The organism is Pantoea sp. MBD-2R, assembly GCF_039134845.1.
GTDB lineage: Bacteria > Pseudomonadota > Gammaproteobacteria > Enterobacterales > Enterobacteriaceae > Erwinia.
In genome coordinates this window covers 2,007,226-2,019,733 of sequence record NZ_CP152417.1, presented here as the reverse complement: position 1 = coordinate 2,019,733, position 12,508 = coordinate 2,007,226, and the positions used below count along the sequence as shown (strand labels likewise).

Here is a 12,508-nt window from a genome sequence, read left to right as displayed (position 1 = left end):
AGTACATTGCGGTACAGCATGCGGAGCCGCAGCCTTCGCGGCTCCATCCTTGTTACATCAGCCCTTTTTTGGCCAGTTCGGTTTTAAAGTTTTCGCGGGTGATCAGCACCACATCGGTCACTTCGGTAAATTTCGCCGGTTCGGCATCTTTACTCACCCAGTTGTAGAGCATCTGGATACTCTTATAGCCGTGCACGTCCGGGCTTGGCAGCAGCGATCCAAAGAAGCCGGTTGCCTGGCCTTTGGAAAGTTCGCTGATGGCATCGACGCCGTTGATGCCGATGCCGATCACATCCGGCGCTTTAAAGCCCTGGCCTTCGGTTGCACGTACGCCACCGAGCACGGTGTTGTCATTCATGCCGATAATCAGCCAGTGCTTCACTTCCGGGTGCTGTACCAGCAGTGAATTACCGGCATCGAATGCACCAGGGATATCGTTAGATTTGGTCGGGACTTTGTAGATCTGGCCCGCCGGGAAACCTGCCGCTTTTAACGCTTCCATTGAGCCACTGGTGCGTCGACGTGCGGTATCCAGCTCATCGGCGGTAATCGCCATTACGCCGGTTTCTTTCGCATCCCAACCGCGCTTCTGCATCTCCTTATAAAGTTCCTGCCCCTGACGCTCACCGATTTTAGTTGCCGCCATCATCACCAGCGGCACGGTATCCATCGGCTTACCTTTAGCCGTAACAAACTGATCGTCTACCGCGATAACCTTCAGGTCGTAGCTTCGGGCTTTTGCCACAATAGCCGAGCCCAGTTTCGGATCGGGCGTACAGATGACGAAACCCTTCGCACCGCTGGCCGCGAGGCTGTCGATAGCGTTCAGGGTTTTTTCCCCGTCCGGTACGGCAATTTTAATCACCTCAAACCCCAGTTCTTTGCCCGCTTTGTCGGCAAACTTCCATTCCGTCTGGAACCAGGGTTCTTCCGGCTGTTTGACCAGAAAACCCAGTTTCATGGTGTCGGCCATAGCCGAATGTGACATAACGGCGGCGAGGCCAACCGCTGCCAGCGCGTGAGTAAATTTGTGCATGAGGCTCTCCGGCTCAGTTCCCGCTTTTTGCGGTGTGATGTAAACGGTATCAATCGTAGGGCAGCAAACTTAACAACTTAAAAAGCCTGTCGTTTCGGCGCTGAGAGGTTTTCCCGTTGCCGGTAAGCGCTAGTTTTAACGTTAAGAGAGGCCAGAAAGGGAGAGCGGTATCACAGCCTGAAGATTCAGCTAAATAGTCCATATATTTAGCAAAATTAACCCAATGTTAACTTTTGAAGCGGATCACAAAACGCGGGCGAATGACAGAAAAGTGCATATATGCAGCGCCCCTAACCTAACTGCTGCACGCGTAACTTCTTAGGGTAGTCACACAGTGATTAGCCGGAGAGTAAAAATGCAGAAGGACGCCATCACAATAGGTCTGGATTTTGGCAGCGATTCAGTGCGGGCGCTGGCGGTAGATTGCGCCAGCGGCAAGGAGTTGCAAACCCAGGTTGTGGCTTATCCTCGCTGGAAAGCAGGCCTTTATTGTCAGAGCCGCATCAATCAGTTTCGTCACCATCCGCAGGACTACATTGACGCTTTCGAACAGGCCATTCGTGACGTTGTCACTAAATTAACCCCTGCCCAGCGTGAAAACGTCGTGGGTATCGGTGTCGATTCAACAGGCTCAACGCCAGCCCCCATCGATCGCGATGGCAACGTACTGGCGCTGCGTCCGGAATTTGCTGAAAATCCCAACGCGATGTTCGTTTTGTGGAAAGATCATACCGCCATTAAAGAAGCGGAAGAAATTACGGCGCTGTGCCACAGTGGCCAGTTTGCTGATTATTCTCGCTTTATCGGCGGTATTTATTCTTCAGAATGGTTCTGGGCCAAAATCCTGCACGTAAGCCGCGAAGACCGCGAAGTACGCGAAGCGGCGGTGGCCTGGATTGAATTATGCGACTGGGTGCCGGCGTTACTGAGCGGCACCACTGCGCCGGAGGCAATCCGTCGGGGCCGTTGCGCCGCCGGTCACAAATCGTTATGGCATCCTGAGTGGCAGGGTTTGCCGGATCGCGCCTTTCTGGATGCGCTGGATCCGATGCTGGCAGCGCATCTGGATACGCCAATGTTCAGCGAGACCTGGACTGCCGATCGCCCTGTCGGCCAGATTACCGCCGAGTGGGCATCCCGCCTGGGGCTGCCTGCAACTGTGACCCTTTCCGGTGGCGCATTCGACTGTCATATGGGCGCGGTTGGCGCAGGTGCGGGTCCTTATACGCTGGTTAAAGTGATTGGCACTTCAACCTGCGACATCCTGATTGCCGATCCTGAACGCGTCGGCGAACGCGCCATCAAGGGCATCTGCGGCCAGGTTAACGGCAGCGTGGTGCCGCAAATGATAGGTCTGGAAGCGGGACAGTCCGCGTTTGGTGATATGTATGCCTGGTTCAGCCGCCTGCTCAGCTGGCCGCTGGTTCAGGCCGCAGAGAAACATCCTCATCTTCAGGGCGATCTGGAAAGCATTCAGAAAAACCTGCTCAACGAACTGACCCAGGCCTGGGCGGCCGATCCCCAGCTGGACCATCTGCCGGTGGTGCTTGACTGGTTTAACGGACGCCGCACGCCTTTTGCCAATCAGCGACTGAAAGGCGTTATCACCGATTTGAATCTGGGAACCGATGCGCCAGCCCTGTTTGGCGGTTTTATTGCGGCCACCGCTTTTGGTGCACGCGCCATTATGGAGTGTTTCGAGCGCCAGGATATTCCTGTAGAAAACCTGCTTACCCTTGGCGGGATCGCCCGCAAATCCCCGGCAATTATGCAGGTCTGCTGTGACGTCATGAACCGTCCGCTGGATATTGTGGCCTCCGACGAGTGCTGTGCGCTGGGCGCCGCGATTTTTGCCGCTGTTGCCGCTGGTGTCTACGCCGATGTCCCTGCCGCCCAGCAAAAAATGGCCAGCCCAATCGCGACCACGCTACAGCCCGACCTCAGCCGCGTGGATCGCTATCAGCAACTTTATCAGCGTTACCTTCAATGGTGTGAAGTGGCCGAACCGCAGTTCGCCCCACGCCTGTCCAATGTTTAAGGAGATTTTATGACTCAGCTCAACGCGCTCAACGTCTGGTTTGTCATCGGTACTCAGCATCTTTACGGCGCGGAGACGTTACGTCAGGTGGAACAGCATGCACAGCAAGTGATGGACGGGCTTAATCGTGGCGGTAATCTGCCGTTTACTCTGACGCTGAAGCCGCTGGTAAAAAGTCCGGATGAAGCGCTGGCCCTGTGCCGTCAGGCCAACCATGCCGAAGACTGCCTGGGCATTATTACCTGGCTGCACACGTTCTCTCCGGCAAAAATGTGGATTGGCGGCCTGTCGATCCTCAACAAGCCGCTGCTGCAATTTCATACCCAGTTCAACGCGGAAATTCCGTGGGAGAGCATGGATATGGACTTTATGAATCTTAACCAAACCGCGCACGGCGGCCGTGAATTCGGTTTTATCGGCGCGCGTATGCGTTTGCAACACAGCGTGGTAACGGGTCACTGGCAGGATAAAACCGCCCAGGAGCGCATTGGTAAATGGATGCGTGCCGCTGCGGCGAAACAGGCCAGTGCACAGCTTAAGGTTGCCCGTTTTGGCGACAACATGCGCGAAGTCGCGGTGACGGAAGGCGATAAAGTTGCAGCGCAGATCCAGTTTGGTTATTCAGTTAACGGCTGGGGCGTGGGCGACCTGGTCGAGGTGATCAACAGCGTGTCCGATGGCGATCTGCATGCCCTGATTGACGAATACGAAAGCCTGTATGACTTTACGCCTGCGGCAGCGGCCAATGGCGACAAGCGGCAAAACGTGCTGGATGCGGCTCGCATTGAGCTGGGCATAAAGCGCTTCCTTCAGGATGAAGGCTGTATGGCCTTCACCACCAATTTCCAGACGCTGCACGGCATGACACAGCTGCCCGGGCTGGCAGTACAGCGACTAATGGCGCAGGGTTACGGTTTTGCCGGTGAAGGCGACTGGAAAACCGCCGCGCTGCTGCACATCTTCAAAGTGATGGCGACCGGTCTGCCGGGCGGCACGTCATTTATGGAAGACTATACCTACCACTTTTCACCCGGCAACGAGCTGGTGCTCGGCTCGCATATGCTTGAAGTCTGCCCTTCTATCGCCAAAGAATCTCGCCCGTTAATTGACGTGCAGTATCTGGGCATTGGCGGCAAGGCCGATCCGGCACGCCTGATTTTCTCTGCGCCGGCGGGTCGCGCAGTGAATGCCAGCGTGATTGATATGGGCGATCGTTTCCGTCTGCTGGTGAACGCGGTGGACACTATCGAGCAGCCCCAGCCTTTGCCGAAACTGCCGGTTGCGCGAGCGCTGTGGCGTGCTCAGCCTTCCCTGGCTACCGCCTCTGAAACCTGGATTCTGGGCGGCGGCGCGCACCATACGGTGTTCAGCCAGGCGCTGACGGTTGAGGATATGCGTCAGTATGGCGAAATGCACGGCATTGAGGTGCTGGTCATTGATGAAGAAACCACGCTGCACGGCTTTAAGGACGCGCTGCGCTGGAACGAAGCCTACTATCGACTGAATCAACGTTAATGACTCAAACCGGGACCGCCCGACGGCTGTCCCGGTACGCCACGCTTATTACATCGTTCCTGACGTGCGCTGTCTGGGGCCTGCTATTCCTGCCGTTGTTTTAGCATCTCTGCAACCAGCCTCTCGGTTTTTTCAAAGGAAGCAAAGACCTTTTCACTGGCCTGCTCTTTGTGATACTCATCCGGAATGACGCCGCTGTATTTATCACGCGGATTGTTGCCCCTGAGCCATTCGGCAGGAAAATCGGCCAGCTTTTTACCTTCCGGCTGATGGCGGAAAACCATGCCCTGACTATTTCTTTCGTTATAAGGAATAATGTTCGCCCCGTTATGATCCTTCAGGCTCTCAAATAGCTTTTTCCTCAGTGCAATTTTGGTATCAATCGTCTTTTTATCGGTGGCGTCAATCAGGTTGTTTTTCTCCTGCGGATCTTTCGCAATATTGTACAATTCCTCTTTATCCCACACGCCGTAATACTGAATGTATTTAAACTCCGGCGTGCGAATAGCTAACGTGGTCGGGGTGTACGGGAAGTTGTATTCCCAAAAATATTCATACACGAAGTAGTCTTTTCTCGGCGGCATGTTTTTGCGCTGCGTACCCAGCCCGAGGAAACTTTCACCATCATAGTTCTTCGGTTTGGCAATGCCCGCCGCATCAAGTAAGGTTGGCGCGATATCGATATTGGCAACCACATCCTCTACCACCTGGCCTTTAGCGAAGCCCGGCCCCGAGGCAATCAGCGGCACGCGCATTGACTCTTCATAGGCGGCTCGTTTATCAATTAAACCATGTTCGCCAAACATAAAGCCGTTATCACCCATGACCATAATGATGGTGTTTTTATCCAGCCCGCGCTGCTTCAGCCATGCATGAACCTTTCCGACGCTATTATCAACGCCGATCAGCGTCTCGTAGTAGTCGCGCTGAAACTGCTGCAAATCCATTTTTTTATTGTAAGGATAATCCACCCCATGCCAGCTGTTACGCTGGTTGCGCACCCACATCGGCTTTCCGGCATAGTTTGCGTCGGTATCGGCCCAGGTGTCAGGCAGCGGGAAATTAACGCTGGCGAGTTTGCCTTTATCCCGCACCGCAGGATAAAAATCTGCATGCACGCCTTTGTGCGACAGGTAGATCATAAAAGGCTTGTTTTTGTCGGTCTGATTCAGCCAGTCGAGGGCATAATCGGTCAGCTCATCGGTGATATAGCCTTTTTGCGGCGTGAGCCTGCCGTCAATATTTAACATGGCCTGTTCACCAAACATATTGATCGGATAGTAATCGCCCTGCCCCAGCAGCCCAACCCAGCGGTCAAATCCGGCAAAGCCGGCTTTCGCCGTTTTATCGGCACCGCCAAAATGCCACTTGCCGAAGAAGGCGGTCTGATAACCTGCATCCCGCAGCTTTTCGGGGAAATAATGCAGGCGCGATAAATCAGACGGATTATTATCGGAAACGCCATGATTATGGACATACATGCCCGTCAGAATGCTGGCCCGGCTTGGCGAACTGAGTGAGGTGGTGACAAACGCGTTTTTAAACCAGGTGCCGTTACGGGCGATCTCATCCATGTGCGGCGTGGTAATTCTCGGATTGATAAAGCCGAAGGCGTCATAGCGCTGATCGTCGAGAAGGATATAAACAATATTCGGCTTGTTTTGCGTTGGCGCTAAAGGGGCTGCATTGACGCTTCCCTGCGCCCAGGCTGCTCCGCCCGTCACGCTGCAACAGAGCGCCAGCATCGTTAATCTGTTTTTCATAGTCGACCTCTCTTTCTGACGCCCGTTCCGCTGGGCGTGCCGTTATTAAAGGATGGCGAAGCAATGTAAAGACCGCTGCTTGTTATGATGTCGTTACCCTCCCTGATAATATTTTTTCATGATCTTCCTGATGCGCCGGGCGGAAAGCTGCTGATGCATCAGCGGCAATAATTCGCGCATGACGGGCAGACAATGGTGCAGATGCAGGAACAGACCGTCACAGAAATAATTTTTGTTGGCCCTGCCGTCGCCAGCCAACAGAAAACGGTGCTTCGGACAGCCGCCATGACACTGCGCCCGTACGCTGCATTTCAGACAGTCTGTACTGAGATTGTTGAGCTTTCGCTGGCCGAACGCCTCCTGATTTGCGCTATTCACCAGGGAGGCCAGCGTGTTCTGATTGATATTGCCGAGTTTGTATTCAGGCCAGACAAAGTGATCGCAGGCGTAAACATCACCGTTGGCTTCCAGCACCAGATTGCCGCCGCAGGTTTCACTGTGTACGCAGATGCCAGGCAGGCCGGTCAGGCTCGCCAGCGTCTGCTCAAAATTCATCACAAACACCGAGCCGAAATCATGCTGTATCCAGTGGTCAAACAGCGTATTCAGAAAGCGCCCCCAGGCTTTGGTGGGGGTTGACCAGGGTGTGACCCGACACTGACCGCTGAAATCGGGCTGGATCAGCGTCATGCCATCGGCATCCGGCTGTGTGCTCTGCCGCTCTACCAGCGGGATGTATTGCTGATAACGGCTGCCAGCGCGCTTGAGAAAATGGTAAATCTCCAGCGGCTTTTTAACGTTGTCAGCGTTAATGACGGTAAGCGTATTAAACTCGACATGATGGCGCTTTAACGCCGCCAGTCCGGTCATAACAGCGTCAAAAGTGCCGTCTCCGGCCCGCGTTTTTCGGTATAAATCGTGGCTGGCCTTGTCGCCATCCAGCGAGATTCCCACCAAAAACCGATGCGTTTTAAAAAACAGCGCCCACGCATCGTTCAGGCGAATACCGTTGGTCTGAAAAAAATTGTTGATGGTTTTGCCGTGGCGATAGTGCTGCTGAAGCCGCACGGCTTCGCGAAAAAAATCGAGGCCCAGCAGGGTGGGTTCTCCCCCCTGCCAGATAAAGTCGACCACGTCGGCCTGCTGTGCGTCGATGTGCTGCCGGATAAAGTTTTCGAGGGTTGCGCCGTTCATTTTCCCGTGGTGCTGACCCTGTGGATAGAGCTGCGCTTTTTCAAGATAGAAGCAGTAATCGCAATGGAGATTGCAGAGCGAACCCGATGGCTTAGCGATAAGCTGAAAATTCTGCCGTTGCGCCTTCATCACACCTCCCTGGTGGTCATATGCGTTGCCGGAAACCGCTATCCGATGCGGCTTTTCCCGGTGGTCCCTTTTTTGAGCGAAAAAAAACCTGAGAAAGCGACAGCATTACTCTGCATGTCGCTTTCTCAGGTTTCGCCTGCATTACAGTTACGCCCTGTGTCGGGGGACACTACTCCGCTTCGTGTTCCCCTGACAACGCCGTTAATTTCTGAATGTGAGACCAGTCACGCTAAAATTTTCACTTTTTCGTAATTGCCATCCCGTATGGAAACGCGCTCGCATAAGTAAAACTTCAGGTGAGCCGCTTCACCGGTGCATTTTGCTGCCGCTCCCATATCACCGTTAGCAGCCGCTGTAGCGCAATGAAAGCAAACAGCAATATGCCAATAGCGATTTTTGTCCACCAGGAGCTGAGCGTGCCGTCAAAGTTGATCCAGGTTTGGATTAATCCCTGAATCAGCACGCCAAACAGCGTGCCCAGCACGGTGCCAACCCCACCAGAAAGCAGCGTTCCGCCAATCACTACCGAGGCAATCGCGTCCAGTTCCACGCCCATGCCTGCCAGGGCATGGCCTGCAGAGGTATAGATTGAGAAGACGATGCCGGCCAGCGTCGCCAGCATGGAGGACAGCATATAGACGCGCACCGTCGTGCTGCGCGTGGAGATCCCCATAAGCTGTGCCGAGGTGGCATTACCGCCAACGGCATAGACCTGATTGCCAAAGCGGGTGCGGTGTGCCAGCACAATGCCCACCACAACCACAAGCAGCATAATCACGGCCAGCAGGCTGAGACGGCCGCCGCCGGGAATTTTCCATGCCATGCCGGACAGCGTCGTGTAAAGCGGATGATCGATCGGAATCGAACTTTCCGCCACCAGGTAGCTGCTGCCGCGCAGAAAAAACATCCCCGCTAACGTGATGATAAACGCCGGAATTTTCAGCGCATCGATCAGCCAGCCCATCAGCGCGCCAAAAGCGGACCCCATGACCAGCACCAGGGCAAACGCCAGCCAGGGATCGAGATGGAAATCGCCTATCGCCCGAGCCAGAAACACGCCGGTAAAAGCGATCACCGAGCCGACCGATAAATCGATACCGCCGGAGAGGATCACAAACGTCATGCCGACGGCGATAATACCGAGAAACGCGTTATCGGTCAGAATGTTGGCAATAACCCGCGTGGAGGCAAATCCAGGATACTGGCTCAGGCAGAACAGATAGCCCGCGACAAACACCAGCAGTGTAATGGTTAATGGCAGATGACGTTTAAACACGTGGGCGCCCTCGCCTGAACAGGTTGATAAAGCCCGGAGCCTGGATCAGCAGCACGGCCATGACGACAACGGCTTTTACCACCTGATTCAGCTCAGGCGGAAAACCGGAAAGTAAGATACCCGTGTTCATTGCCTGAATAATCAGCGCGCCGGTTAACGACAGCAGCAGGTTGAAGCGTCCGCCCATTAGCGACGCGCCGCCAATTACTACCGCCAGAATCGCGTCCAGTTCCAGCCACAGACCGGCGTTGTTGGCATCCGCCCCGCGAATATCCGCGGTGACGATCAGCCCGGCCACCGCCGCACAAAAGCCGCTGATAATATAGGTGCTCATCACAATAGCCGAGCCGTTTACCCCGGCATTTCGCGCCGCCCGCAGGTTGATGCCCGTGGCTTCAATAAACATACCCAGCGCCGTTTTGCGCACCAGCAGCCAGACCAGCAGCGCCAGCATCAGCGTTATCCAGAGCGGTATCGGCAGTAGCCACAGCGTGCCGCTGCCAAGCCGCGCAAGCGCTTCGCTGTCAAAGGTCACAATTTGCCCCTGGGTGATCAGCTGTGCGACGCCTCGTCCGGCCACCATCAGGATCAGCGTGGCCACAAACGGCTGGATTTTCAGTAACGCCACCAGCACGCCGTTCCATACGCCACAAAGAATCCCCACGCCCAGCGTGGCAAGCACGATGATGCTCAGGCTGTGTCCGGCTACCGTCAGCGTCGCCGCCGTTGCGCCCGCAATCGCCATCACCGCCCCGACCGACAAATCAATGCCGCCGGTCGCAATCACCAGCGTCATGCCGATGGCCAGTAGCGCAACGGGCGCGGCACGGTTAAGAATATCGATGGGGCTGCCAAAAAGACGGCCATCCTGAAGATGAATAGCAAAGAAGTTGTGCGTCACCAGGCTGTCGGCGAGCAGCACCAGGATCAGCGCCGCAATTTGCGGCATTCCTCGTGGAAAACGCTTTGGCCTTTTTTCCGATGTGAGATGAGTCTCAAGCATATGTCCCCCCAGCCGCAATTGCGTTAACCACGGCGGCCACCGAAAGCTCGGCCAGCGAAATTTCTGCCACCTGCTGGCGATCCCGCAGGATCACCACCCGATCGGCATAGCCCACCAGCTCTTCCAGCTCTGAGGAGATCACCAGCAGCGCCAGCCCATCGGCGCAGAGCGATTCGATCAGGCGAATGATTTCCGCGTGGGCGCCGACATCAATGCCGCGCGTTGGCTCGTCGAGGATCAGGAATTGCGGTTTTGTCACCAGCCAGCGTGACAGTAAAACCTTCTGCTGATTGCCGCCCGAGAGCAGCTCGACGGGTTGTTCTGCGTGAGGCGTACGAATACCCAGGCTTTTGATAAAGCGTTCGGCTATCTGTTCCTGATCACGCCGCTTAACCGGGCGGAGCCAGCCCCGCTGGGCCTGAAGAGCCAGAATAATATTTTCCCGCACCGACGCCGCACCGATAATGCCGTCGGTTTTACGATCTTCCGGGCAAAAGCCCATGCCCAGACGGGATGCCTGAGCAGGCGTGCGGATCGTGCGTTTTTTTCCCTTGATGAAGGCGCTGCCGCTGTCGGCACGTTTAATGCCAAACAGCAGCTCAGCGGTTTCGGTTCGCCCGGAGCCAAGCAGACCGGCAAGGCCAACCGCTTCGCCAGGACGGACGCTCAGGCTAAACGGTTCGATGGTCCCTTTCTTGCCGTAATCCTGGAATTCTACCACCGGCTGATTGCTTTTTAAGGTGCTGCCCGCGCGCTGTAGCGCGGTTTCCAGCAGCTCACGTCCCAGCATCAGCTTAATCAGCTCCAGACGCGGCAGCTCGCGGGTTTCCCGCGTAGCGACGAATTGCCCGTTGCGTAAAACGGTGATTCGATCGCTGACCTTGTAGACCTGATCGAGAAAATGCGTGACAAAAATCAGCCCCATACCTCGGGCTTTTAGCTGATTCATCAGCGTAAACAGCATTTCGACTTCGCTGGCGTCCAGGCTGGCCGTCGGTTCGTCGAGGATCAATATCTGGGCCGAAAGATCGACGGCGCGGCAAATCGCAATAATCTGCTGCATCGCCACTGAATATTGACCCAGCGGTCTGGTCACATCCAACTCAAAGCCATAATTGTTGAGTAAGGCGTTCGCCTGCCTGACCAGCTTGCGGCGATCGATAAAGCCGAAACGTTTGGGTTCACGGCCAATAAACAGGTTATCGGCAACCGACATATCAGGCAGCAGATTCACTTCCTGATAGACGGTGCCAATACCCGCCTTTTGCGCTTCCGCCGTACTGCGCGGATTGATTTTATTACCCGCCAGCTCAATGCTTCCGGCATCACGTTGGTACACGCCGGTCAGGACTTTAATCAGCGTGGATTTTCCGGCGCCGTTTTCCCCCAGCAGCGCCATAATTTCTCCGCTGCATACGGAAAATGAGACATTGTCCAGCGCCTTTACGCCTGGAAAAGTTTTACTGACGCCGCTGATGCCAAGCAGCGGTGCGGAAGAGAATACCCCGGTGTTGATCGCCATTCGCCATACCCTAAAAAAGCCGCCTGGCAGTCAGGCGGCGAGAGGATCAGTAACCCATGCCTTTTTTCTTATCGAGTTGCGCCTGGGCATCGGCAGTAAGAAAGAGTCTGGATTCGGTTTTGATAATTTTTGGCGGCTGAACGCCTTCTTTGCGGAATTTCTCCAGCGCGTCAAAAGCAGGGCCAGCCATATCTGGGGTCAGTTCGACGTTTGCATTTGCCTCGCCAGCCAGCATCGCTTTATAAATATCCGGCACGCCATCGATAGATCCGGTCAGGATATCTTTGCCCGGTTTGAGCCCGGCTTCTTTAATTGCCTGAATAGCACCGATGGCCATATCGTCGTTATGGGCATAAACCATGCAGATGTTTTTGCCGTTGTTTTCCGCCTTGATAAAGCTTTCCATCACCTCTTTACCTTTGCTGCGGGTAAAGTCGCCGGACTGGGAACGAATGATTTTGAGACCAGGCGCATCGGCGATCGCTTCTGCAAAGCCTTTTTTACGGTCAATCGCCACGCTGGCCCCTACCGTTCCCTGCAATTCAACGATGTTGCAAGGCTTACCGGCGCGCTCTTTAACCAGCCAGTCGCCAATCAGCTTACCTTCATAAACGTTGTCGGCGGTGACCACTGCCATATACAGCGATTTGTCTTTAACCACGATGGCGCGATCCAGCAGGAAAACCGGGATTTTTGCGTCCCGCGCTTCCTCAAGTACCGGTTCCCAGCCGGTTTGCACTACGGGCGCAATAAAAATGGCATCAACGCCCTGGGCAATAAAGGATCGCACCGCTTTGATTTGATTCTCTTGTTTTTGCTGGCCGTCGGCGATTTTTAGCGTAATTCCACGCTTTTTCGCCTCGCTTTTCGCCATGCTGGTTTCCGCTGCGCGCCAGCCCGACTCCGAACCGACCTGAGAAAAACCAACCGTAAGGTTTTCTGCCAGCGCGGCACCCGACAAGCTTGCGCTAACGAAGGTGGATAAAAGTAAACGCTTCCACATGGTCACTGCTCCTCTTAACTTTTTTTATT

The 12,508-nt window shown here is 54.9% G+C and carries 9 protein-coding genes; 2 read left to right on the top strand and 7 right to left on the bottom strand.

What is annotated here, in order from left to right; genetic code table 11:
• Positions 1–52: 52 nt before the first annotated feature.
• Positions 53–1,036, bottom strand: coding sequence for an arabinose ABC transporter substrate-binding protein (locus AAGQ96_RS09470; protein WP_147197471.1), 984 nt, complete (start codon positions 1,034–1,036; stop codon positions 53–55).
• Positions 1,037–1,391: 355 nt separating this feature from the next.
• On the opposite strand from AAGQ96_RS09470, the gene AAGQ96_RS09465 reads away from it, so the two are divergent.
• Entirely contained in the window at positions 1,392–3,074 is a 1,683-nt protein-coding gene (locus tag AAGQ96_RS09465; RefSeq protein WP_147197469.1) for a ribulokinase, read from the top strand.
• Between the two features lie 9 nt (positions 3,075–3,083).
• Positions 3,084–4,589 (top strand): L-arabinose isomerase, encoded by a 1,506-nt coding sequence (araA, locus tag AAGQ96_RS09460; RefSeq protein WP_342755351.1) that lies wholly within the window; start codon positions 3,084–3,086, stop codon positions 4,587–4,589.
• Between the two features lie 83 nt (positions 4,590–4,672).
• On the opposite strand, the gene AAGQ96_RS09455 is transcribed toward araA, so the two are convergent.
• From AAGQ96_RS09455 to ytfQ, 6 genes are all read right to left on the bottom strand, one after another.
• On the bottom strand, positions 4,673–6,352 hold the full coding sequence (locus tag AAGQ96_RS09455) for a sulfatase (RefSeq protein WP_342755350.1): 1,680 nt from the start codon (positions 6,350–6,352) through the stop codon (positions 4,673–4,675).
• A 93-nt stretch (positions 6,353–6,445) separates the two neighbouring features.
• Positions 6,446–7,675 carry an anaerobic sulfatase maturase gene (locus AAGQ96_RS09450; RefSeq protein WP_342755349.1) on the bottom strand — a complete coding sequence of 410 codons (1,230 nt, stop codon included), beginning with the start codon at positions 7,673–7,675 and terminating at the stop codon, positions 6,446–6,448.
• Positions 7,676–7,967: 292 nt separating this feature from the next.
• Positions 7,968–8,951 carry a galactofuranose ABC transporter, permease protein YjfF gene (gene yjfF / locus AAGQ96_RS09445; RefSeq protein WP_342755348.1) on the bottom strand — a complete coding sequence of 328 codons (984 nt, stop codon included), beginning with the start codon at positions 8,949–8,951 and terminating at the stop codon, positions 7,968–7,970.
• Positions 8,944–9,954, bottom strand: coding sequence for a galactofuranose ABC transporter, ATP-binding protein YtfT (gene ytfT, locus AAGQ96_RS09440; RefSeq protein ID WP_147197458.1), 1,011 nt, complete (start codon positions 9,952–9,954; stop codon positions 8,944–8,946). The genes yjfF and ytfT overlap by 8 nt, the downstream gene beginning before the upstream one ends.
• The gene (gene ytfR / locus AAGQ96_RS09435; protein WP_342755347.1) at positions 9,947–11,476 is read right to left on the bottom strand and encodes a galactofuranose ABC transporter, ATP-binding protein YtfR; all 1,530 of its coding nucleotides are present in this window, start codon (positions 11,474–11,476) and stop codon (positions 9,947–9,949) included. Before ytfR ends, ytfT begins: the two co-directional genes overlap by 8 nt.
• Positions 11,477–11,522: 46 nt before the next feature.
• Positions 11,523–12,479 carry a galactofuranose ABC transporter, galactofuranose-binding protein YtfQ gene (gene ytfQ / locus AAGQ96_RS09430; RefSeq protein WP_342755346.1) on the bottom strand — a complete coding sequence of 319 codons (957 nt, stop codon included), beginning with the start codon at positions 12,477–12,479 and terminating at the stop codon, positions 11,523–11,525.
• Positions 12,480–12,508: the final 29 nt, after the last annotated feature.

What these genes read in the sequence shown, in the direction of transcription:
- AAGQ96_RS09470 (WP_147197471.1), bottom strand. Translation starts at nt 1,036, where the DNA reads ATGCACAAATTTACTCACGCGCTGGCAGCGGTTGGCCTCGCCGCCGTT.
- AAGQ96_RS09450 (WP_342755349.1), bottom strand. Translation starts at nt 7,675, where the DNA reads ATGAAGGCGCAACGGCAGAATTTTCAGCTTATCGCTAAGCCATCGGGT.
- ytfR (WP_342755347.1), bottom strand. Translation starts at nt 11,476, where the DNA reads ATGGCGATCAACACCGGGGTATTCTCTTCCGCACCGCTGCTTGGCATC.
- AAGQ96_RS09465 (WP_147197469.1), top strand. Translation starts at nt 1,392, where the DNA reads ATGCAGAAGGACGCCATCACAATAGGTCTGGATTTTGGCAGCGATTCA.
- araA (WP_342755351.1), top strand. Translation starts at nt 3,084, where the DNA reads ATGACTCAGCTCAACGCGCTCAACGTCTGGTTTGTCATCGGTACTCAG.
- AAGQ96_RS09455 (WP_342755350.1), bottom strand. Translation starts at nt 6,352, where the DNA reads ATGAAAAACAGATTAACGATGCTGGCGCTCTGTTGCAGCGTGACGGGC.
- ytfT (WP_147197458.1), bottom strand. Translation starts at nt 9,954, where the DNA reads ATGCTTGAGACTCATCTCACATCGGAAAAAAGGCCAAAGCGTTTTCCA.
- ytfQ (WP_342755346.1), bottom strand. Translation starts at nt 12,479, where the DNA reads ATGTGGAAGCGTTTACTTTTATCCACCTTCGTTAGCGCAAGCTTGTCG.